General features: G+C 52.1%; 16 protein-coding genes. 7 read left to right on the forward strand and 9 right to left on the reverse strand.

From position 1 onward, the window contains the following. Positions 1–121 precede the first annotated feature (121 nt). The 5 genes from AC6I7T_RS09335 to AC6I7T_RS09355 form a co-directional block, all read right to left on the reverse strand. On the reverse strand, positions 122–1,504 hold the full coding sequence (locus AC6I7T_RS09335; RefSeq protein WP_497793098.1) for an SDR family NAD(P)-dependent oxidoreductase: 1,383 nt from the start codon (positions 1,502–1,504) through the stop codon (positions 122–124). Then, the gene (locus AC6I7T_RS09340) at positions 1,501–2,883 is read right to left on the reverse strand and encodes a CDP-glycerol glycerophosphotransferase family protein (RefSeq protein ID WP_497793099.1); all 1,383 of its coding nucleotides are present in this window, start codon (positions 2,881–2,883) and stop codon (positions 1,501–1,503) included. The genes AC6I7T_RS09335 and AC6I7T_RS09340 overlap by 4 nt, the downstream gene beginning before the upstream one ends. An 826-nt stretch (positions 2,884–3,709) precedes the next feature. Then, complete coding sequence (locus AC6I7T_RS09345; RefSeq protein ID WP_497793101.1) at positions 3,710–4,264, reverse strand: DUF2127 domain-containing protein; 555 nt, start codon at positions 4,262–4,264, stop codon at positions 3,710–3,712. A gap of 347 nt (positions 4,265–4,611) precedes the next feature. Further along, on the reverse strand, positions 4,612–6,501 hold the full coding sequence (gene dxs / locus AC6I7T_RS09350; RefSeq protein ID WP_497793102.1) for a 1-deoxy-D-xylulose-5-phosphate synthase: 1,890 nt from the start codon (positions 6,499–6,501) through the stop codon (positions 4,612–4,614). Positions 6,502–6,749: 248 nt separating this feature from the next. Then, positions 6,750–8,192: a dicarboxylate/amino acid:cation symporter gene (locus AC6I7T_RS09355; RefSeq protein WP_497793103.1), complete on the reverse strand. Its 1,443-nt coding sequence runs from the start codon at positions 8,190–8,192 to the stop codon at positions 6,750–6,752. A 111-nt stretch (positions 8,193–8,303) separates the two neighbouring features. Here AC6I7T_RS09355 and AC6I7T_RS09360 point away from each other — a divergent pair, with 111 nt between their 5' ends. Then, on the forward strand, positions 8,304–8,846 hold the full coding sequence (locus AC6I7T_RS09360) for a YybH family protein (RefSeq protein WP_497793104.1): 543 nt from the start codon (positions 8,304–8,306) through the stop codon (positions 8,844–8,846). Between the two features lie 71 nt (positions 8,847–8,917). Here AC6I7T_RS09360 and acs read toward each other — a convergent pair whose 3' ends face one another. Both acs and galE read right to left on the reverse strand, forming a co-directional pair. Beyond that, positions 8,918–10,900, reverse strand: coding sequence for an acetate--CoA ligase (gene acs, locus AC6I7T_RS09365; protein ID WP_497793105.1), 1,983 nt, complete (start codon positions 10,898–10,900; stop codon positions 8,918–8,920). An 896-nt stretch (positions 10,901–11,796) separates the two neighbouring features. Continuing rightward, positions 11,797–12,780 carry a UDP-glucose 4-epimerase GalE gene (gene galE, locus AC6I7T_RS09370; protein WP_497793106.1) on the reverse strand — a complete coding sequence of 328 codons (984 nt, stop codon included), beginning with the start codon at positions 12,778–12,780 and terminating at the stop codon, positions 11,797–11,799. Positions 12,781–13,270: 490 nt separating this feature from the next. Between galE and AC6I7T_RS09375 the strand changes: the two genes are divergently transcribed. The 3 genes from AC6I7T_RS09375 (at position 13,271) to AC6I7T_RS09385 (ending at position 16,965) form a co-directional block, all read left to right on the forward strand. After that, positions 13,271–14,353, forward strand: coding sequence for an energy transducer TonB (locus AC6I7T_RS09375; protein WP_497793107.1), 1,083 nt, complete (start codon positions 13,271–13,273; stop codon positions 14,351–14,353). A 58-nt stretch (positions 14,354–14,411) separates the two neighbouring features. Beyond that, positions 14,412–16,208 (forward strand): hypothetical protein, encoded by a 1,797-nt coding sequence (locus AC6I7T_RS09380; RefSeq protein WP_497793108.1) that lies wholly within the window; start codon positions 14,412–14,414, stop codon positions 16,206–16,208. Positions 16,209–16,419: 211 nt separating this feature from the next. Continuing rightward, positions 16,420–16,965, forward strand: coding sequence for an outer membrane beta-barrel protein (locus AC6I7T_RS09385; protein ID WP_497793109.1), 546 nt, complete (start codon positions 16,420–16,422; stop codon positions 16,963–16,965). 80 nt (positions 16,966–17,045) lie between these two features. Here AC6I7T_RS09385 and AC6I7T_RS09390 read toward each other — a convergent pair whose 3' ends face one another. After that, positions 17,046–17,645 (reverse strand): outer membrane beta-barrel protein, encoded by a 600-nt coding sequence (locus AC6I7T_RS09390; RefSeq protein ID WP_497793110.1) that lies wholly within the window; start codon positions 17,643–17,645, stop codon positions 17,046–17,048. Positions 17,646–17,847: 202 nt separating this feature from the next. Beyond that, complete coding sequence (locus AC6I7T_RS09395; protein WP_497793111.1) at positions 17,848–18,771, reverse strand: LysR family transcriptional regulator; 924 nt, start codon at positions 18,769–18,771, stop codon at positions 17,848–17,850. A gap of 141 nt (positions 18,772–18,912) precedes the next feature. Here AC6I7T_RS09395 and AC6I7T_RS09400 point away from each other — a divergent pair, with 141 nt between their 5' ends. The 3 genes from AC6I7T_RS09400 (at position 18,913) to leuC (ending at position 22,841) form a co-directional block, all read left to right on the forward strand. Next, the gene (locus AC6I7T_RS09400; protein WP_497793112.1) at positions 18,913–20,127 is read left to right on the forward strand and encodes a 2-isopropylmalate synthase; all 1,215 of its coding nucleotides are present in this window, start codon (positions 18,913–18,915) and stop codon (positions 20,125–20,127) included. A 51-nt stretch (positions 20,128–20,178) separates the two neighbouring features. Continuing rightward, a complete protein-coding gene (gene leuB / locus AC6I7T_RS09405; RefSeq protein ID WP_497793113.1) occupies positions 20,179–21,288 on the forward strand; it encodes a 3-isopropylmalate dehydrogenase in 1,110 nt (369 codons plus the stop codon). A 131-nt stretch (positions 21,289–21,419) separates the two neighbouring features. Then, positions 21,420–22,841 (forward strand): 3-isopropylmalate dehydratase large subunit, encoded by a 1,422-nt coding sequence (gene leuC, locus AC6I7T_RS09410; protein WP_497793114.1) that lies wholly within the window; start codon positions 21,420–21,422, stop codon positions 22,839–22,841. The last annotated feature ends 2 nt before the right edge of the window (positions 22,842–22,843 follow it).

The raw sequence follows: 22,843 nt of genomic DNA on the forward strand, positions 1-22,843 counted from the left end.
TCTTTCTCCACGACACAAGCTCTCAAGTACATTTTCGCACGTTTGGCGAATCCAGATTGTCCAATCATCCACAGGCTGAACGGAAGAGGCAAAGAATTCATCCAGCCAGCTATTCCCCTCTTTAGCAAGGCAGGGATTGTTGCCCGGGTAAGGAGCGCACCGGCACAATATTTCCAGAGATATCGCTACGCAGAAGGGCTTCAGCATGCGCAGCCACATCCATCGGATCCAGCAGACCTGCACGATCCTCCTCCGAAAAAAAGTTTGTCGTGCGCAACGGCGTATTCGTGCGAGCCGGAGCCAGGCAATTGACGCGGATGTTAAAGGGCCGCCACTCTTCCGCAAGTGCCTGGCACAAATTCACTAATGCGGCCTTCGTTGCCGAGTACAGCGAATACCCGCTGCGACCGCGAGTGTAGGAGGAAGAGGAGAAGAACAACATCTGGCCGGCGCTCTTCTTCAGGTAAGGGAACGATTGTTGCGCTACATAAACGGCCCCCAGAAGATTGGTGCTTATCAGACGATTGATATCCCGATGCTGATGGTCTACAAGGCTCTTGCTGCACATCACCCCGGCAGTAAGCACAACAGCATCGATGCTGCCGCTTTCCGCCGCAATTCTCTTCAAGGCGCGGCGTATCTGTTCGGGCTTGGTGACATCGCAGCCGGTCGATCTTCCCAAACAGTAGGTAGCAGCCCCTTTCTCGCGAAGACGGGCACAGAGATTCAATCCGATACCGGAGGTTCCACCGAAGACCACCACCGTCTTCCCCTCGATACTCTCAGAAGGCTCAGGAAGACGGCCGAGACCCGTTCTCATGATTTCTTCGGCAAGCATCAGATCGTTTGGGTAAGTCACCTTGATATTGTTTTCGCTTCCGCGAACTACACCGATGTCCGAATCGCTGGAAGAGCGATAGCGGAGGTAGATAGCACAATCGTCCGTCACTGGATGAGAAGCGCCCTCTGCCCAAAAGCGCTCAAAGGCAGCTCGAATCTTCGCGAACCGAAACCCTTGCGGAGTTTGTCCGCGCTTAATTCCGGAACGGTCTGGAATATTGACGAGCCGTTCGCTATCGACAAAGACCATTGTGTCCGCAGTATCGATCACGGTATCGACAGCATCGCAGGAATCGAGAGCTTTCAAGGCCGCAGAAATAGTCTGCTTCGAAAGAAACGGCCGCACTCCATCGTGAATCAGGATCTTCGCCTCAGGAGAAGCCTGCCCACGCAGAGCCTGAAGTCCCAGCCAGGTCGACTCGGCACGAGAAGCCCCTCCGGAAACGATCGCAAGTATCTTCTGGAAAGAAGAGCGGATGTGATCTTCCAACTCAAGTACACCTTCGCTTCCCACCAGAACAACACCATCGATTTCCGGATGACATTCAAAAGCGTCTACGGCATATTCAAAGATTGGCTTACCGGCTAAACGAACCAGCTGCTTAGGAGAAGCCGAGCCAAAGCGAACTCCGCGTCCCGAGGCCAAAACAATGGCGTAGTTCATTGCCCCACCTTCGCCACCCTGCTCTGCTCATAGGAACAATTAGAAGCCGAATAGGCGGCAGGCTGCGACTCCGATTCCTGCAGAAGGGGCGAATAAGCAAAGGCTCGTTTCTGCACCTCCAATTGACTCGCCACAATCCGTGAAAGAGTTCGAGTGAGTAGCGCACAAGAAGTCGATGGATCGGTTTCGAAGATCTGCTGCCGAAGGCGTGCGCGGTTCTCCGCCATCGTGTCATGGGAGAGAGCTTCTTCTACCGCAGCAGATAATGTCTCCAAAGTGGCAACGAGCCCCGGCTCTGTTGCGGAATATGGATTCTCTTCGCGGCTATCCTCCTTCACTCCATCAAGAAGGACAATGGGCTTGTCCACCAAAAGAAAATCGGACAGTAAAGAAGATTTATCGGTAATCAATAGATCGAAAGAGCTTAAGGCCGGATAGATATCTGCATTACTGGGAATCATCGTAACGCCACTCATCTTAGCCGCAGAGGAAACGAGAGGCTGGTCATAAGGATGAGGCTTGATAAAGATATGACCCTTACCATCAGGAAAACCACTCCGGATCTTTTGAATAATCTCCGGATCTGACCATAGAGCCTTCGTCCCACCAGAAGTAAAGGTAGGCGCAAAGAGGACTTTGGCGAATCCGCTTTCCGGCGGTAACAGGAAGCTTCCGATCTGCTCCAGTTCCGAAGGCGCTCGTAGTAGAACTTCATTTCGCGGGAATCCGGCACGAATGATGCGGTCAACACCGAAAGCCTGTCGCCATAAGAGGTCGTATTGTACGGAAGGACTTAGTACAGCATCGACCGAAGATGCCGCACAAATACTCTCCAGCGCCTGTAGATCAAACAGATTAATGAAATCAACCAGCATCAGGTCCAGCTTCTTTGTTCCGACACCATGCCAGAGCTGCAAGCGATAGGTTCCTTCCAAAGCAGCCTCAAACAACGCATACCGCAATGCATCTTTTGGATTTGTACAAAAAACTGCAACCGGCGCCGAAAGCAAAAGCTTGAGCGTCTGATTCGCATCCTTGCCTAAGTCGAAAGCTTGCAGCCCGCGTTCCTGTAATTCGACAGTCAGTTCCGTGTTGTAAGTACACCAGACCGGCGTGAAACCGATCTCCTCGTGCGGGCGCGAAGCAGCATGCAGAAACAGATATTTCGAATTGTCGGAAAATGACTCGCGTCCAAAGAAGAGTACATATGCGCCTTTTGTTTTGCGTGTTGCAATTTGGCGTATATAGCTAGCGTGTCGCTGACCGGCAACATCATTAACCAAAGCCGCCAATGACTGGTTCACTTGAGTGAATGATGGTTGACGAATTTCATTCACCCCCGAAGCTGAGAACAACATTTGAGGCGTGTTTGTCTGCATGCAAATGAACTATTCAACTAAAGAACCAAAGTGCGAAGCGGTGAATTAGAAAGCTTCTTATCCTCCTCTGACTTTCAAGAGCACATCGAGCATGAGCAAAACATCGAGAAAAAAATTGCCTTTGTAAGTTTTGTAAAGAAAAGGAGTTACAAATTTGCTTTTCGAAAGATGTATTCCTCACACACAGCTATTTCGTCTATCTGTGTTTAATAGGGCAAAGTGCAAATCTGACTCAGCGGAAGGATAAAAAAAAGAAAAAGATTATCGGCAGAAGACAAATTGAGCTTGAATCTATTCTGAAAAATAAGAGGACCTTAATCCCATTAAGCTTCAGGAGTCCTGATTTGGGCCATCCGACTCGCGCCACCTAAATAAAATCTAAGCTGGGTATTGCAAACACTACCAACGTTTATGGAAGTGCGCCCTCTCATGTCCAGGCAGAACAAAAGCGATGCTATACGCAGCTCACAGATAGCAAATTGAGTTGCCAACCGAGTGTCGCCTAGAAATCAAAACAAAGAACAATTACTGGACGAAGAATAAGTATTTCGGACTTGATTACGATTACTAATCAGCGAAGCAGCAAAAGCCAAAGAGAAGACAGGTAAGGGCACGGTTGACTGCTCAATAAGTAACGTCAATTCCTGCAAAGAATCGCAAGCTAGAGCAAAACCAGCGTAGATGTATCCCGAGCCACAAATCCTTGCGCAGGTTTTCCGTTAAGAAAACCTGCACATCACCGTATTCGGGCAGGACACAGTAACGCTGGTTTTGCTCTAATCAGCACACTCAGCAAACAGCTATGTTCCGCTTTTACTTCAATAGCTCAGCCGGAGATTGGGGAGGCGGGATGAATTTCTGCGTTACGATGCTCTCTTCTCTGCCGGCCGACAAAATAGATCAGATACACCACGACCAAAGCATTCACGATTGTCAGGCTGATTCGGAACCAAGTGATACGGCGGAGAATTTCGAAGATCTCCCAGGGAAGAAAAGACGCGGTAATGATCAGAGTCAGGTATTCCGCCCAGGTCTTTTCCAGCCATAGCCCCACGCCTTCGACAATATCCAGAACAGCGTAGAAGAAGACACCAACGCTGATCAGGCGTAGACGATTGTCATCGATAAGTGCCGCTTTATCCAGAAGGAAGCTGATGAAGCCATTATCGGGATCGAACCTCAGATCCGTAGCAATCTTCGTGAGCACGTCCACAATATCTTTGTGCACGAGATTGAGCGCGCCAATTCCGATTGCGACAAAAAGCATTGCTTTCAGCAACTTGAATATTGCTATAGCAATCAGACCGCCGTGCCGGCGTTTCCGTCCCGAAGAGCTGTACTGCACAACAGCGGAGCGTTCAAGGGTGGATGGACTGGGCATGTCTTATCTGAAATCACAAGGCTGCTGCCCAATATTTCGGGAACACCTTTCTTATACGGTAGCCCAAACCAGGGTCTCCCGCCAGCGCCAACCTGACCTCACCTTCCTCCTGTTTTGTTTTATCCATCGGAAGAATCGCTACTTCCATTACGGAACAGCACGAAAAGAGATACGTGAAAATTCATTGCCTTGTTCCCCTGCCCTTCAGGGTAAACAAGATGAAAGTTCATCGATTCCCCGAAATTTCGGCAAATCAAGTCAGACAGGAAGAAAGGCTTTTCCCTTTTCTTTGCAGGATCAAAGATATCTGGCGGGGAAAGGACTCCCCGCCACAGATTCATGAACAATTACTTGGCAGTAACCTTCTTTTGACGAAGCTTTGACAAAATTGGAGCCAGCTTCTCGCGAGCTGCTTCCACGCTTACACCGTAACGGGCGCGGAGCTGATCGACCTTGCCATGCTCAATAAAGCGATCCGGCCAGCCGATGCGCACAACTGGAACATCCAGCTTCATATCGGATAAGGCCTCTAAGATTGCGCTCCCAAATCCACCCATCAACACGTGATCCTCAAATGTAACAATTGCGGATACACGCCGCGCATATCTCTCCAAAAGATCGCGATCGAGAGGCTTCACAAAGCGAGGGTTAATGACAGCGGCAGAGTAGCCCTCACATTCCAGAGCACTTGCTAGTTCCCGGGCCATCGGCAGCAAAGCTCCCAACCCGAAAATCGCGATGTCTTCTCCGTCGCGTATCACCTGTCCCTTGCCAATCGGCAACGCAACCGGCTTCGCTTTTCGTGTGGCGCCGAGACCGGCACCCCGCGGATAACGAATTGCAGATGGTCCCGGGTGCAGCATGGCTGTATACATCATGTCTGCCAGCTCATCCTCATCTGTCGGATCCATGTGCACGATATTGGGAATTCCGCGCAGATAGCTGATATCGAAGAGGCCATGATGCGTAGCACCGTCATCTCCGGATAAGCCGCCACGATCCAGGCAGAAGACTACAGGAAGATTTTGCAGACATACGTCGTGAACAATAGGATCGAAGGCACGCTGCAAGAACGTGGAATAGATCGCTACGAATGGCTTGAAGCCCTTCGTAGCCATGCCGGCAGCAAAGATCACTGCATGTTCTTCGGCAATTCCTACATCGAAATACCTCTTGGGATGATGCGGGCGGAAGAGATCTAGCCCTGTGCCATTCGGCATCGCCGCCGTAATGGCTATAACCTTGTCATTCTGGTTTGCCAGATCTACCAGCGTCTCAGCGAAGATCTCCGAATAGGTACGCTGCCCCGCCGGTTTGGTCTCCCCGGTTTCGGGATCGTAGGGCCCCAGTCCATGAAACTTCTTCTGCTTATCCAGCGCAGGCTGGAAACCACGCCCCTTCTGCGTAAGCGCATGCAGCAGCACCGGACGATCTTGTGTCTTCAGGAACTGGAAGGTCTCAATCAGAAGCGCCATATTATGGCCATCGATTGGGCCATAGTAAGTGAGACCAAACTCCTCGAAGAACATCGAGGGCCACAGCATTCCCTTTGCTGCTTCCTCTGCACGCCGAACGACATTTACAGCGGTGCGACCGCCCAAGCGGTGCAATAACTTTTCGGCGCTCTCATGAAGTGAGTTGTAGCGCTCGTTGGTAACGATCTTGTGCAGATATTTCGCAATAGCGCCGACATTGCGGTCAATAGACCATTCGTTGTCGTTAAGCACAATGATCATGCGCCGAGTTTGCTCAGCGACATTGTTCAACGCTTCGTAGGAGATGCCGTTGGTGAAAGCCGCGTCTCCGGCAAGCGCAATTACATGTTCATTCGTGCCCGCCATATCGCGAGCCACGGCCATACCCAAAGCTGCGGAAAGAGCTGTCCCTGCGTGTCCTGCACCATATGCGTCGTGGGGACTTTCGTTCCTGAGCATGAAGCCGTTTAGTCCCCCCGGCTGACGAATCGTCTGAAACCGTTCCCGTCGACCGGTCAGAAGCTTGTGAACGTAAGCTTGATGGCTGACATCGAAGACGAACTTGTCAGTGGGGGTGTCGAAGACGTAGTGCATCGCAAGCGTCAGCTCAACGACACCCAGATTCGGCCCTAAATGCCCACCTGTCCTCGAAAGTACCAGAATAAGATGTTCGCGAATCTCCTGCGCGAGGGCCTCAAGCTGCGGAATCGTGAGTTTCTTGATATCCGCGGGCGAGTTGATTTGATCCAGCAATCCTGTCATTCGTTATTGTCGAGTCTCGGGCCTGCCTGCACCTTGGGCAAAAAAAGATCCCCTTGAACGGGGCTGGGCGGCATACGACTCTAAACCTTTAAAGGAGAGTATATCAAGGCAGGCTAAAACAGTTCTCAATAGAATTTGCCGCAAAGAGAATTGCTGCTTTCTCCTTTGAATAGAAGAAGATCCAGACTGGGACCTCTGTATCAAAGATGCCCAAGGCCCCTTATCACAAGCTTTTGGTCACAGGAGACTCAAGCCTCCACAGGAAGATCCTCCGCAGAATCCTCTCCACCCTCGGACGAGGACTTTTCTTCCGGGGCAAGACGGAATTCCTTCTCCCACTGCGCAACGACAACACTGGCGAGGCAATTTCCAGCCACATTTACCGCTGTCCGGCCCATATCCATGAGGGCGTCAATTCCTAGCAATATAACGATCGGTTCCATTGGAAGATGGAAACTCGAAGACATAGCCAGGAGAACCACAATCACAGCCCGTGGTACCCCAGCCACCCCCTTGCTCGTGAGCATCAGGGCCAACAGCATCATTAACTGTTCGCCTACACTCATCGGAACCTTACCGGCTTGAGCAACAAAGATGGATGCCAGGGACAGATAAAGAGCCGATCCAACCAGATTGAAGCTGTAGCCAGTGGGAATCACAAAAGCAACAATCTTCCGAGGAACACCCAACTCTTCCATTCGCTCCATTGCTAGTGGTAAAGCAGCCTCGGAGGTAGCGGTGGCAAAGCCGATGGCTGCGGGCTCCGAAACGGCCTTCAAAAACCGGCGCAAAGGCACACGCGCCAGAATCGCAGAAGGCAACATTCCCAACAGCACGACACCAATCAGAGCAACATAGAGTGTAAGAACCAATTTCCCGAGATGCAGCATGACGCCAAAACCGGCATGCGCAACGGTATATGCCATAGCCGCGCCTACACCGATTGGAGCGTAGTACATCACCAAGTTGGTAAAGCGGAACATCGTCTCTGTCATGGATTCGATTACTCGCAGCAGTGGACGACGACGCTCCTCACTCAATTTCCCTAGAGCCATTCCAAACAAAACAGCAAAAACCGCAACCTGCAAAATCTGGTTTTCAGCAATCGCTTTCGCCAGATTCTCTGGTACGACGTGCAGCAGGAATTGATCCCAAGCCAGCGGGCCGGATGCCTGTCCGACGGCAGCAACCTGAGCAACCTGCTCACTGCTTGCCGGAGCCAATTCCAATCCGACACCGGCTTTGCTGATGTTGATGGCAATCAGGCCAATAACCAGAGCTATGGTCGTAAGCACTTCAAAATAGATCAGAGATTTGATACCGAGCCGTCCTACATCGCGAGAACCACTATGGGCGGCAATTCCGGTGATCAGGGTTCCCAGGATCATGGGAGCCACAATGGTCTTGATCAGGCGCAGAAAGATGTCGCTCAGAACCCGCAAATGCAAAGCTACGCCGGAGGCATCCAGACCTAGCTCAACACCCGCAACCATCGACCACAGAATCCATGTAGTCAAGGTTCTCTTGCGGAGTGCATACCAGCCAAAGGCTGCAAGACCGGCAAGGCGCAGTCCAATCGGAATCCACGTATGGGAAACGTGGAGAGACAACAACGAGCCTGCGGCATAAAGCAAGAGTCCAATCAATACGGCAACAAGCTCTTTACGGCTTTTCTTTTCAGCGACTTTCAAAATTCCTCTTGTCAGGGAGCGGCATCCGCCCGGAGCTAATGCAAGCATACGCAAGAGCGGCCCTGCTGGTAGCATGTTCCAGAAAGGTTATACAAAACAGGAGTCACCCGGATGCGTCTTTGCTTCCTGAAAGTATTTGTACTACTGATCGCCACTGCATGGCTGCTGCCGACATCCGAAGCTCAGCTGCTCGATCCGCTGTCTCATACCCAAAAGCCAAATCCATTGAGCGACCCCACAGCAAATCCGGGGAAAGCTTTCTTGTTTGAGCTGGAAGCCAAATTTGCAAAGGCCACGAGCGAGGGAGGCGGAAAAGCATTTTCCGCATTCTTTGCAGAGGATGGAATCACCTTGGCCAATGGAAAAGCACCGGTAATCGGACGCGAAGCAATTGCAGCCCAGGCGAAATGGTCCCCTAAGGATTACCAGCTAATCTGGACGCCGGAAGGCGGCCAGATGGGACCCTCCGGAGACATGGGCTTTACCTGGGGCCACTACGAAGGACACAGCAAGGACAAGACTGGAAATCCAATCGTCACCGCTGGTCGCTATATGACGATCTGGAAGAAGCAGGCAGACGGTAGTTGGAAGGTTGCTCTCGACTCCAGTAATGATGAGCCACCTAATGCCGGTGACTGTTGCAAGATCCAGTAGCGGAAAAGCGCGCGCAATAAAAAGTGCAGCTCGTGAAGAGCTGCACTGAGAGAAACGATTTGAAAAATCTTCTAGCCTTCGTCGGCTTCGCGCAGGCGCGCGATCACAGTGAAATCTTCGAGTGTTGTGATGTCACCTTTGATCTCGCCATTTGTTGCCAATTCACGCAGTAATCGCCGCATAATTTTTCCGCTGCGTGTCTTCGGCAGGCCTTCAGCGAAGCGCAAATCATCCGGACGAGCTAAAGCACCGATCTCTTTGGCAACCCATTTTCGCAGTTCTTCTTTCAACTCCGGAGTAGCTTCATTTCCACTTTCCAAAGTTACAAATGCCGAAATAGCCTGGCCCTTCAGATCGTCCGGCCTTCCGACAACAGCAGCTTCCGCGACCTTAGGATGAGCGACTAGAGCCGACTCGATTTCCGCCGTGCCCAATCGATGGCCAGAGACATTGATTACGTCGTCCACACGCCCCATCAGCCAGTAATAGCCATCGGAGTCCATCCGCGCGCCGTCTCCGGTAAAGTAGCATCCCTTTACCTCGGACCAGTACTGCTTCACATACCGATCAGGATCGTTGAAGATAGTGCGAGCCATACCCGGCCAGGGCTTGCGTATCACCAAAAGACCACCGCTACCAGGGGGAACTGGATGTCCCTCATGTGTAACTACCTCAGGCACTATTCCCGGAAAGGGACGTGTTGCAGATCCCGGCTTTGTGGCAATGGCGCCAGGGATGGGAGTCAGCATCAGACCTCCGGTTTCGGTCTGCCACCAGGTATCCACAATGGGGCAGCGGCCTCTGCCGATTCGGTCCTGATACCACATCCAAGCTTCAGGATTAATCGGCTCCCCGACAGTACCGAGCAAACGCAAGCTATCCAGCTTGTATTTCATCGGGTACTGATCGCCCCACTTGATGAAGGCGCGAATAGCTGTCGGTGCGGTATAGAACACTGACACCTTGTGCTTGTCGATAATCTGCCAGAAGCGATCCGGCTCCGGAAAGTTCGGAGCCCCTTCATACATCAACGTGGTCACACCGTTTTGCAGGATTCCGTAGAGAACATAAGAGTGCCCGGTAACCCAGCCGATATCGGCAGTGCACCAGTACACATCGTCATCCTTGAGATCGAAAACCCACTTGCTCGTCAGATAGGTATGTACGGCATAGCCTCCGGTCGTATGAACCAGCCCCTTTGGCTTACCTGTTGTTCCTGAGGTGTAGAGAATATATAGCGGATCTTCGGAATCCAACGGCTCTGCCGGACAATCAGGTGCGGCTTTGGCCATCAGGTCGTGCCACCAATAGTCGCGTCCTTCAGTCATTGTCACAGGAGTGCCGGAACGGCGATAAACCACTACACTTTTCACGGACGGAGTAGCGACGACCGCCTCATCTACCACTTGCTTCAACTTGACTTCCTGGCCGCGACGATAGGATGTGTCCTGGGTAATGATGGCTACGCACTGAGCATCGTTAATTCTGTCGACCAGTGCATTTGCAGCAAATCCGCCAAAGATAACCGAGTGAATCGCTCCGATACGGGCGCAAGCCAAAACGGCAACGGCCAGTTCCGGGGTCATCCCCATATAGATGGCGACGCGGTCGCCCTTGTTAATGCCGAGTCCCTTCAGGACATTTGCAAACCGTTGTACTTCCGCATGGAGTTCACCAAAGCTCAAGGTACGAACTTCTCCAGGCTCACCTTCCCAGAGAATCGCAGTCTTGTCACGCTTGCCATTCTGGACGTGCCGATCAACGCAGTTGTGGCACAAATTGATTTTTCCATCGACGAACCACTTCGCCCAGGGAAGGTCCCATTCAAGAACCTTCTTCCATGGCTCAAACCAGTCCAACTCCTGAGCCACTTCACCCCAAAAACCTTCAGGGTCTCGGACCGACCGTTCGTAAATAGCCTGATATTCGGCAAGGTTCTGGATATGCGCCTTTGAAGCGAAATCCGTCGGAGGAGCAAAAACTCTTTTCTCCCTCAGGAGAGAGTCTAGATTGGGATCCATGTTGGTAAAAGCATCTACGCGCAAAGTTGCCATCCGTACAAGTCCTCTTAGCTAGCTGTTTGTCCTGCGACACCAAATTCCTTCGACGAATGCGGAAGACAGCGGATGTCGAAAGAAGAAGGATAGGTTTAGAAAAAGCTCCATTCCTATCACTCAGATTGAGAGCTCATTTCAGGAGAAGCAGAATTCCCACAGGTATGGGAGCGAGGTGTTTCCCGTAATCGATCCGAGCCGTCCTGTCTGTAAGGAACAGTCAGGGCGCCATCATAATCCGGCATCAAAAGGGAAAACTCGTGAGAAGCAACCAGAGCCCTGAGCATACGGACAAGAAACGACTCCGCAGTTAGGGGTACGTGTGCGTGCATATTCTCTTGGGAACCAAGAGCAACTGCTGTTGACCTCATCGCTTTGCCTCGGGCGCTGCCTTTTGGGGAAGGAGGCGCGATTCTCCTTTTCTTAGGAGCCTATGGCGTTTCATCCTCGCTGTAAGCCAGAAGCGACACCCTTACGCCAGTGTCTTCCAATAGAAAACACAAGTGATATTGCCGCGACATGAATTTACAGAAAAAAGGAAACGTCCCTAGACCGGAAAAACCGGTATAGCCTCAAAAACTACAGCCTTACCCACCACAGTTGTCAAGGAGATTTTGTCGCCTCCAACTAGACGCGGGCACAACCAAATCTTCCACTTACAGCTATGACTGCAAAAGCCTACACAGAGCACGCTTCCCCGGCTGCGCTGTAAGCGCAACTCTTCTTTGAGATGTTCAGAAGGATAGCTAGGACTAAAGCGAATGGCGTAATCCGGACGGGAATTCAGGCTTCTCAAAGAGCTTTGAAAATAATGGCCCTTCTTTTCATCCCCATCCTGTCAGCGCAGACAGGATGGGGATTTCGCTTCTTTGGCGGCCTTGGCAAACGAATATCTGCTACTTTGCGGAAGCAACGGAATAACGCTGCTGGTGCCAAGTCCAGGCCGTGCGCACAATGTCATCCAGTTGCGTATATTTCGGATTCCACCCTAATTCCTGAATGATCTTTTCAGAACTGGCAATCAGAACAGCGGGATCTCCTGCACGTCGTGGCATTTCTTCCACCGGAATTGGATGGCCAGTCACGCGGCGGACGGACTCGACAACCTCACGAACACTAAAGCCTTTTCCGTTCCCCAGGTTGTAGATCAGGCGATCCTTGCTCTCAAGAGCCTGGAAGGCAAGAAGATGAGCATCGGCCAAATCCGAAACATGGATGTAGTCGCGAATACAGGTGCCGTCGGGAGTGGGATAGTCCTGCCCGAAGATCTTGATGTTCTTTCTGCGTCCCAGCGCGACATCCAGGATTAACGGAATAAGGTGCGATTCGGGTTCGTGCGCTTCACCCCGTCCCTCAGCTGCACCAGCCACGTTGAAATAACGCAAAGAGGCATACCGAAGACCGTGGATCCGGTGGAACCATCCCAGCATGTGCTCGACGAGCAACTTGGATTCCCCATACGCATTAGTCGGCTTTAATGCAGCATTCTCCCGAATCGGCGTAGATTCAGGCTCTCCATAAACAGCTGCTGTTGACGAAAAAACCAACTTTTTGACACCTGTTGTCAACATGGCCTCGAGGAGACCCAGAGTCGATGCGGTATTGTTCCGGAAGTAAACTTCAGGACATTTCATAGACTCGCCGGCTTCGATCAAAGCGGCAAAGTGCATTACGCCATCGAATTTCTCGGAACGGAAAACCTTTTCCAGCTTCGGACGGTCCGCGATGTCTCCCTCGATGAGCTCCACTCCGGAGGGAACCATGCTGCGCTGAGAATGGCAAAAATTGTCATAAATCGAAACTGTATGCCCTTTTTGCGAGAGCAACTGCGCGACCGTACCGCCAATGTATCCCGCGCCACCCGTGACCAGAATTTTCACGTCAGAAACCCCTTTTTCCTATTTAGCTTACGTACAGAAGTGATAGCCTGAGGACAGACCTCATCACACAATTGGTACTAACTTTTTTGGTACTAATTTGGACCCCCGGGCATTACATAGTAGCGACAGAGCTTTTCTTGCACACGCATACTCAAATCAATCCAAGGATCGCCATCTCACTGTGAACTCAATGGTATCCCCTTGCACGTTTGGCTGTCAGATTGCATCTATTAATTCAGCTACTTTGCAATCTTTCAATGCCTTTTTGAGCGTCAAAAGTTACTTTTAGAAGAAAAAACGCAGCATTTTCTCCAAGATAACGTCTATGGAGTCAGTTCTATTGCAGAGCAGCATCGTTTAACTTTGGATGTAGCCAAGAAGAAGGAGGCCAGGAAAGAATGGCCGGCTCCAATGTCGATTTCAGGTCTTTGGATACGACAGCTCCTCCTTCGCTATTGGCCGTCCAGATTACCGAGTTTGGGTTGTAATAATGCCGACGAACGACCTATTGAATCGCGATAATTTGGGGCTTTTGGAAGATCCTAAGGGACGATACGGATCTTTTACTGTAAGCGCTGTCACCAACTTCGTGCTGGCCGGACTAATGATCCTGTTCATGATGGCGCAGCTACATCGAGCAGCGACAAAACGCTATCAACAGACCCAGCTAATTTTCCCAGTAGAGCAACCCAAGGTGTCGCCCCCTCCTGTACCCAAGGTGAAGATTGTTCTTCCTCCACCGCAGCAATTGGCGAAGATTATTCCTCCAAAATTAGAAACGCCTGAACCTCTTCCTCCGAAAGTTCAGCCCCTCGTCACCAAAGCACCTGAACTGCCCAATGTACCGCCTCCTCCGCCCAAATTGGTAACACCACCACCTCAACCAAAGGTGGGCCTGTTTGCCAGCAACAATCCCACCCCTGTGGCGAACAACAAGGTTGCTCCTACAACAACCAAACCGGCTGGCTTTGGAGATCCTATGGGTGCAGTACCCAATCCCAACTCCACTAAGAACATGGTGGCTGCAGTGGGAAGCTTCAGCGGAGCTCCCGGTGTTGGTTCTCCTAGTGCCGGTGCTGCCCGCAAGGGATCTGTACAAGGAGTGAGCTTCGGTTCTGGAGTAGCCAACGGCGTTCCAGGTGGCACCTCACGAGGCACAGTTGCCTCCGCAGGATTCGCAAATGGAGTGGTCGGAGGACAGCCGGGCGGGGTTCCAGGCGGCAAAATTCAGTCAGGAGGTTTTGGAGGAGGAGGAGTGGGTGGCACAGCAACACCTGCCGTACAAAAGCAGCAGGCGGCCCCAGTCTCAACACCTCCGGAACTTACCTATTCCATCAAGCCCCAGTACACGCCCGAGGCCCGAAAGGCCAAGTTGGAAGGCAAAATCGTCCTCCATGTGCGTATTCTCGCTAATGGACGGGTTGAAGTATTGGGAATTGTGCGCGGTCTTGGTTACGGGCTTGAAGAACAAGCCCGCCGCGCTGCAGAGCAGTTTCGCTTTAAACCGGCGACCAGAAACGGTACGCCCGTCGATTTCACTACAGATATTCAAATTACATTCCAGCTTGCGTAGTCTTGAGGGCTTTACGCAGCGGTATCGATGATGGTTGCAATAGAACCAGGAGCCAATAATGATCGTTAGGAAACTGACCACCACATGCTTGTTGCTTTGCTTGAGCACAGGTGTGGTGTTTGCCAAAAAGAAGCCGCTCTATGAAAAAATTCGGCCGCTTACCCCTGAACAAACTCAACTGGTTCAGAAGGCGATTGAGCGGGAGAAGGTTACGATCAAGAACCTTCAAGAGCGCACCCCTTTGGTGGAGACCTATATCCAGAACATGAAGCCTGATCAGAAGCTCTACATGGTCCCCGTTTCTGACCAGTACATGTTGAGCCGTGTCGATTTTGGAAAGACTTTTACGGATGTGGGTTATCAGGGACGTCCCCAATCCAGGGGCTTCTTCAAAGGATCTCTCAAATCCGTGTCGGGCCTTACCAAGATGTTCAGGCTGGAGTATGTTCCCGCCGGTTTCATGCAAATGATGCTCCTGGACCCGACCGGTTTTGACCAGCAGCACTACGATTTCAGCTATGTTCGGCGCGAGTTCTTAGGCAATGTCCGCACACTGGTCTTTGACGTCTTTCCAAAGACAGGAACCGGAAGAGGCCGTTTTCTTGGCCGCATTTGGGTTGAAGATCAGGATGGAAATGTTGTTCGCTTCAACGGCACCTACAGCGGAAACAATGAAGAAGCTGCTCCCCGTTACTTCCACTTCGATAGCTGGCGCATGAATATTCAACCGGGCGTTTGGCTACCGGTTGCTATCTATGCAGAAGAAACGCAACGCTCGCCAAACGAGAAGAACCTTGGCTTCCGTGCTCAAACTCACTTCTGGGGCTACTCCCTCAAACTGCCAACAAGAGAGAGCGAGAACGTAGATATCAAGGTCGAAAATGCTACCGATGCTTCCGACAACAGCCAGGACGTAAGTCCGCTGCAGGCATCACGTGCATGGGTAAACCAGGCAGAGAACAACGTTATCGATCGCCTGGTAGAAGCTGGCCTTCTGGCTCAGCCCAGCGACTTTGACAAGGTCCTCGAACAAGTCACGCAGAACATCATCATCGGGAATAACCTGAATCTGCCCGATGCAATTCACTGCCGGGTCATGTTGACCGAACCGCTGGAATCGCTCGCTGTCGGAAATACCATTCTGATCAGTAAGGGTCTAGTTGATGTTCTTCCCAATGAAGAGGGTTTGGCGTCTATTATTGCCTTCCAGCTGGCACATATCGCTCTCGGCCATCACATCGATACGCGCTATGCCTTCAATGACAGACTTCTATTCCCCGATGAAGCCAGCTTCGCGAAAATCGAGATGATGCACTCGAATCGGGACAATGAAGCAGCCGCAAAGCGGGCCATCGAGTTGATCAATGGCTCAACCTATAAAGACAAGATGCCTACTGCGGGACTTTTCTTTGCCCAATTGCAGGCGCGTGCCAAGGTGCTGCCTCAGCTCAATGTTTCCCGCTTAGGAGACAGTCTGATTCGTCCCGACGGAATACCCTGGTTAGTCGAGCTGGCCAAACAAAGTCCTAAACTCGACCCGGACAATCTCACTCAGACGGCCGCGCTCCCATTAGGAAGCCGCCTGAAGACGGATGCATGGGACGACAAAGTAATTCCGCTCAATGTCAAAGTTGCTCCACTGATCAATGCACGGGATAAGATGCCGCTGGAAGTGACTCCGATCTTCCTCAAACTGACGAGATATGAGGCATCCGCTGCTCCCAGTGCAACTCCGGCAACACCGGCAGCACCCGCTAATGCACCTGCTCCAGAGACACCAACTCCGAACACTCCCCCTGCTGGCGATAGCGGAAATGGTGGGATGCAGCAGCCGCCGTCTACGACCAATCAATAGAAACCTTTGTGGTTTCTATGTATGAATTTGCATTTTCATCTTCTGACCCAGAAAACGACCGTACCTTGGGCTGGAACTCGTAAGGTTCCAGCCTCCACAGACGGACGAAATCTGACGGGAGATCCTGAAAAGAGATGCAAATCTTTCAAGATCCGAGAGCCGTCGGCTCTCGTTTTCACACCTGATTTTGCTCAGGAGGAAGTCTTAAAGAGTGAAAAGCAAATTAGTTTTATTTTTGTTGCTCGTAATATCTCCAGGATTAGTGATGGCACAGGTCACGGCTGGAGCTCGTGGAGGTGACTCTGCCCTCCGCGTAGGTGGAACAGTATCCCTGTACCATCCGGACTACATCGCTGACGGAATCGGGGGAGGCGGAGTCTACGTCGACTTCGATGTGAATCGTCGCTGGGGGCTTGAAGCAGCAGGACGCTGGCTTCGCATCCATAACAACATCGATCTCCATGAAGACCACTACCAAATTGGCCCAAGGGTCAACTTCCTTACCTGGAGAAAGTTCCATCCCTATGCCAAAGGATTTGTAGGAGTCGGTAAATTCACCTTCCCCACAAACGCCGGAAGCATCACAGGGGATGGTGGATATCTCATGTACGGCTTCGGAGGAGGTATCGACTACCGCCTGAATCGCAAGTGGACGATCCGTGCTGCAGACTTTGAATTCCAGCACTGGCCAGACTTCACGGGCGGCGCTATCAATCCCTACGGAGCAAATGTCGGAGTCAGTTATCGCATCTTCTAAAAGCTCCGACAGAAACAAAGCTAAACATAAATGGCCCGGGATATCAATCCCGGGCCATTTATGTTTAAGGCTGCTTCAGACTAGAAGTGGTAAGCAATTCCAATCACGGGATTGTTTAGGTTGTAATAGCGATTTGTCTTAACCTGATCGTCCCCAAAATTTGGAGCTTTGACAATGACGCCACGATACTCTACCCGAACATCAAAGCTGGGACTGATCTCATAAGCGATTCCGCCACCGTACAGAGCACCGATATTCGTGGCCCGCTTGAAACCCTGGCTGGTTGTGGAAGTATCGTTAATCGGCGAAAAGAGAAAGGCGCCGATACCAGCCTCCAGAAACGGATTCCAGTTTCTGTAGGTAAAATTGCGAACGTAAGCTCCAGAAATCTCTTGCATGCGGGTATGTGCACGCCAGTCTAGGTTAGGTGCAATGAATTTGTTAGAGTTTTGCCCGTACTGGTAGTTCAGCTCCAATGCGCTGCGCGGCGTGAGCATATAGCGGTAGCTAAGCAGTCCACCAAGCCCGTAGGTCCCGGTTTGCTGCACGTTAGTGCTGCTGCTGATAAACGGCGGGAAAATGCCTGTTACGCCGAAACTAATGTCCTGCCTGCTCTCCTGAGCCAATCCTGCAATAGCCAAGAAGGGCAGCAGGAGCACAAACAATCCAATCTTCTTCATTCGATCTACAACCTCTCGCCTGCAAAACCAGCCGGCAGGCAACACGCCTCTCAGGCTCGTCGGATTCGTCGCGCATATCCGTTACGCGAACTGTTCAGCTCATTGTAAATGGCAGAAGGCCTTCGCGGAGGCTTCCTTGCAATTCCCTGCGCTATTTCCACAAATGTTTGAAAAGAATTCGCGATTTTCGCCCGGGTCTCCCCTAAGAAGCGCGCTCCACATGATAAAGGAATGGAGCACCACGCTCGTTTGCCACCGTTCTGACACACTTCAGAAAAGCTACTGCAGCGTAGGAAAGAGAGGCATTCCGCCTGTGTACCAATCGAAGCTGACGGCGAAACTCCAATTCCGGGACCATCACTTTCACCAAGACCCCGGCATCGAGCTCGCGAGAAACAGTCAGCCCCGGAACCAGAGCCACACCATTTCCCATGGCCACAAATCTCTTGATGGCCTCCAGACTGGGAAGTTCTACCCCCATATTGAGCGGTGTCCGGTGTCGGGCGAAGGTCTCGATCACATGCTTACGTAGCGGCGAAGGCACATTATGGGCCACAAAATTTTCCGCCCCAAGGTCGCTGATTGCCACCCGGCCCTCCCTTGCCAAGGGGTGATTGGGATTCACCACAAAGGCCACCTCGTCGGCATAAACGGCAATCGAGCGGAACTGGTCCTCTGGAGGACGAAAAGAAAGAACTCCAATTTCCGCGGTTCGCTGCTCCAGTTCCTCTGCCATATGGCTGGCTAGCGATCGATGCACGGTAACGTCAATCTGAGGATATTGGCGCCGGAAGACGTCCAAAACAGACAATAGATATAGACAGGTATACTCGTTCGCGGCCAAACGCAGCTTTCCCCGCTCCAAAGAACGAAGCTGCAGCAACGCCGAAGAGGCTTCGTTCCTCAGGCGCAAGATTCGCTCGGCATACTCCTTTAAAAGTTCGCCTGACGCTGTAAGAGAACCATCCCGCGAGGTCCGTTCAAAAAGCGCCTCCCCCAAATCCGACTCGAGTTTACGAACAATCTGGCTAACCGCAGGCTGAGTACGATGCAATCGGGAGGCAGCCCTCGAAAAGCTTTTCTCCTCCACAACTGCAAGAAAGGTTTCCAGTTGATGAATATCCATAAGCGGTTCTAACGACCTTCCCAGCAGAACGGCCTACTATCAGATTTTCTAATGAACACTAAAAGTATAATAAGCTTGCGTTATATACATAGTCGAGCGAAACTGACAAAGCTTGCAAGAATCTTCCCCGGCAGGACACGGATGAACCAGGATCACGTTTACTTTTTTGATACGACCTTGCGTGACGGCGAACAGTCACCTGGTTGCAGCATGACGGCGAATGAAAAACTCCAGATGGCGCATGCCCTTGAAGACCTCGGGGTGGACATCCTGGAGGCTGGCTTCGCCATTGCTTCCGAAGGCGATTTCGCCTCCATCAGCTCTATTGCCCGGGAACTAAAAAGAACCCGGGTCGCCTCTTTGGCACGTTGCCGAAAAGAGGATATTGAAGCAGCAGCCAGATCGATCGAGCATGCAAAGCTCGGCCGTATTCACACCTTTTTGGCTTGCTCCGATCTACACCTTGAGTACAAGCTCAAAATCACTCGCGAACAAGCTCTGGAGCGGACCGCAGAATGCGTCCGTCTGGCTCATAGCTATGCGGACGATGTTGAGTTTTCCCCCGAAGATGCCACACGCAGCGATCCGGACTTCTTAGTTCAGATGGTGCGCATTGCCATCGAAAACGGGGCAAATGTCATCAACATGCCCGATACGGTTGGATACACCACTCCGGAAGAATATGGAGCAATGTTTCGCCGTGTCCGGGAACAGATTCCCGAGATCGATGCAAAGGGCATCATTCTCTCCTCCCACTGTCACGACGACCTGGGAATGGCAGTAGCCAACAGCTTGGCAGCTGTCCTGGCGGGAGCACGTCAGGTTGAGTGCACAATTAACGGAATCGGGGAGCGCGCCGGAAATGCAGCTCTCGAAGAGATAGCAACGATCCTTCATGTTCGCAAAGATCGTTTTCCCTTCGACAGCAGCATCCAGTTGAATCGGCTCTATCCGATCAGCGAATTGCTTTCGAGCATCATCAGCTTCGGACCGGCTGCCAACAAGGCAATCGTAGGAGCCAATGCTTTTGCTCACGAATCGGGTATTCACCAGCACGGTGTTCTTTCGAACCCGCTGACCTACGAAATCATGACTCCGGAGTCGGTAGGCGTACCTCACAACCGAATGGTTCTGGGAAAGCACTCCGGACGCCATGCACTGAAGCACCGTTTATCAGAATTGGGATTCCAGCTCTCTTCCGGAGAACTGGAAGATACCTATCATCGTTTCGTCGCTCTGGCAGACCACAAGAAGCATGTTTACGACCAGGACCTGATCGGCCTGGTACCGGAGCATCTTCGACCGGAGCACCTTCAACACAAGGCAATAGCCTTTGAAGCGATTGATCTTGCTTAGTTTTCAGTAAGTCTTGTTGGATTCGTAACTAGATTGGAGATATTTCCGAAGATGACTTTGAAAGTGCTGGTACTCGCGGGAGACGGAATTGGCCCTGAGGTAACTAATCAGGCAGTACAGATCTTGCGCGCAGTCGCCGAACTCGGCGGACACGATTTTCAGTTCACAGAAATGCCGATTGGCGGAACAGCGATTCATAAGGCAGGAACACCGCTGCCTGCTGAGACGCTTCAAGCAGCACTGGAAAGCGATGCAGTTCTTCTAGGTGCTGTGGGCAGCAATGAGTTCAATTCCCTGCCTCCGGATCGCAGACCGGAAGCAGGACTGCTTCAAATTCGTCAGGCACTCGGCGGCTTCGCCAATCTTCGTCCGGCTTTTTCGATTCCGGCATTGGCCGTAAACAGCCCTCTCAAGGAAAACGTGATCGAAGGAGTCGATATCCTCTTCGTTCGCGAGTTGCTTGGTGGTCTGTACTTCGGTGAGCCTCGCCGCTGGGATCGTGAAGCAAAAGAAGCTTGGAACACCATGCGTTATACCCGAGACGAAGTTGCTCGCGTCGCACGCATCGCCTTTGAGCTGGCCTCCAAGCGCAAGAAGAAGGTGACCTCGGTAGATAAAGCCAATGTGCTTGAAGTCTCCCAGCTCTGGCGCGCTACCGTCACTGAAGTTGCGCAGGAATACAAGGATGTCACGCTGGAACACCAGTTTGTTGATGCCTGCTCAATGCACCTGATGAATACGCCTCGCAATTTCGACGTCGTGCTGACAGAGAATCTCTTCGGAGACATTCTCACCGACGAGTCGGCTGTCATCACCGGATCTTTGGGCATGCTGCCTTCCGCAACCCTCGGTGGCTCCGTGAACCTGTACGAGCCGGTACACGGCTCCGCTCCGGATATTGCAGGCAAGGGCTTAGCAAATCCTTTGGGCGCAATTATGACTGCGGCGATGTTGCTACGGTACTCCGCTGGTCTGGAACAGGATGCACAGGCAATTGAAACAGCTGTTCGCAGAGTTCTAGAGCAGGGATATCGCACAGCCGATCTGGCACGCGGATCCCAGGCTGGCTTGACCGTCGTCTCCACCAGCGAGATGGGCAAGCGCGTCCATGAAGTGCTCAATGAAATCATCGACCGGCGTCAGGCAATGCACGCCGTTTAGAGATTCTTGTTGCATTGCTCCGTGGTGAAAACCAGGGGAGACGTGTCTCTTTCCTCTGGCGCTGATTACATCCGTAGTCGGCGCCAGAGCAGCAGCAAGATTTTCAAGTACTCGGAGTAGATGGGCAGGAAATGGCAGAGAAGGCAAAAACTCTTTTCGAAAAGGTATGGGAGCAACATATTGTTGCTGAGCCTCAAGGCGAACCCACATTAATTTACATCGACCTGCAATTGCTGCATGAAGTAACTTCGCCGCAGGCTTTTGAAGGGCTTCGTCTGGCAGGGCGTAAAGTTCGCCGTCCGGACCGTTGCATTGCCACGGTCGATCACAACGTCCCAACCACAAAGGAAGGGCGTCTGGTTATCACCGACGAAATCGCAGCAAAGCAGATGGCGACACTGCGCAAGAACTGCGCGGAATTCGGTATCCAGCTCTACGACATCGATTCTCGGGATCAGGGCATCGTCCATGTCATCGGACCGGAACAGGGTTTCACGAAACCGGGCATGACCATCGTCTGCGGTGACAGCCATACCAGCACACATGGAGCTTTCGGAGCTCTGGCCTTTGGTATCGGTACATCGGAAGTCGAACACGTTCTGGCAACCCAAACTCTGCCCCAGTCCAAGCCGAAAACCTTCCGCATTTCGGTCGAAGGCAAGCTTCCGGCCGCAGTTACTGCGAAAGATATTGCGCTCGGAATCATTGGAAGAATTGGAACAGACGGAGCTACGGGTTACATCCTCGAATATGCAGGCTCAGCCATTCGCAGCCTTTCGATGGAAGGCCGCATGACGCTCTGCAATATGAGCATTGAAGCTGGCGCTCGCGGAGGCATGATTGCTCCCGACGAAACGACCTTCGCTTATCTCAAAGGCCGTCCGAACTCTCCCAAGGGCGCAGATTGGGACAAGGCTATTGCGGAGTGGAGCAAGCTGACCACCGATCCGGGAGCTACCTTTGACAGAGAACTGGTGATCAAAGCAGAGGATCTGGCTCCTTACGTAACCTGGGGAACCAGTCCAGGAATGGTTATTCCCGTGAATGCTCCGGTACCGGATCCGGCCGCAGCCAAGGACGAAATCGAACGCAAGTCCTTTGAACGGGCACTGGAATATATGGCACTGAAGCCGGGGATCAAACTGGAAGAAGTTGCTATCGACCGCGTCTTTATCGGCTCCTGCACCAACGGACGTATTGAAGACATGCGCGCTGCCGCAAAGGTAGCTGCCGGATACAAGGTCAGCAGCAAGGTCCAGGCCATGGTTGTTCCCGGATCGCAGCTGGTTAAGGCACAGGCCGAGGCGGAAGGTTTGGATCGCATCTTCCAAGAGGCAGGGTTTGAATGGCGTGAGCCGGGATGCTCGATGTGTCTGGCCATGAATCCCGATGTTTTGAGCCCAGGTGAGCGTTGTGCCTCTACCAGCAATCGCAATTTTGAGGGACGCCAAGGACGCGGCGGGCGCACGCACCTTGTCAGCCCGGAGATGGCCGCAGCCGCAGCAATCACCGGACACTTTACCGATGTGCGCCACTGGGAGTTCAGGAGCTAAGT

The sequence above is a fragment of the Humiphilus diazotrophicus genome, assembly GCF_059726315.1.

Excerpts from the sequence above, each read along its gene's own strand:
- AC6I7T_RS09380 (WP_497793108.1), top strand. The coding sequence starts at position 14,412 with ATGATCGTTAGGAAACTGACCACCACATGCTTGTTGCTTTGCTTGAGC.
- AC6I7T_RS09340 (WP_497793099.1), bottom strand. The coding sequence starts at position 2,883 with ATGCAGACAAACACGCCTCAAATGTTGTTCTCAGCTTCGGGGGTGAAT.
- AC6I7T_RS09400 (WP_497793112.1), top strand. The coding sequence starts at position 18,913 with ATGAACCAGGATCACGTTTACTTTTTTGATACGACCTTGCGTGACGGC.
- AC6I7T_RS09345 (WP_497793101.1), bottom strand. The coding sequence starts at position 4,264 with ATGCCCAGTCCATCCACCCTTGAACGCTCCGCTGTTGTGCAGTACAGC.
- AC6I7T_RS09335 (WP_497793098.1), bottom strand. The coding sequence starts at position 1,504 with ATGAACTACGCCATTGTTTTGGCCTCGGGACGCGGAGTTCGCTTTGGC.
- leuB (WP_497793113.1), top strand. The coding sequence starts at position 20,179 with ATGACTTTGAAAGTGCTGGTACTCGCGGGAGACGGAATTGGCCCTGAG.
- AC6I7T_RS09375 (WP_497793107.1), top strand. The coding sequence starts at position 13,271 with ATGCCGACGAACGACCTATTGAATCGCGATAATTTGGGGCTTTTGGAA.
- AC6I7T_RS09395 (WP_497793111.1), bottom strand. The coding sequence starts at position 18,771 with ATGGATATTCATCAACTGGAAACCTTTCTTGCAGTTGTGGAGGAGAAA.
- AC6I7T_RS09360 (WP_497793104.1), top strand. The coding sequence starts at position 8,304 with ATGCGTCTTTGCTTCCTGAAAGTATTTGTACTACTGATCGCCACTGCA.
- leuC (WP_497793114.1), top strand. The coding sequence starts at position 21,420 with ATGGCAGAGAAGGCAAAAACTCTTTTCGAAAAGGTATGGGAGCAACAT.
- dxs (WP_497793102.1), bottom strand. The coding sequence starts at position 6,501 with ATGACAGGATTGCTGGATCAAATCAACTCGCCCGCGGATATCAAGAAA.
- acs (WP_497793105.1), bottom strand. The coding sequence starts at position 10,900 with ATGGCAACTTTGCGCGTAGATGCTTTTACCAACATGGATCCCAATCTA.
- AC6I7T_RS09390 (WP_497793110.1), bottom strand. The coding sequence starts at position 17,645 with ATGAAGAAGATTGGATTGTTTGTGCTCCTGCTGCCCTTCTTGGCTATT.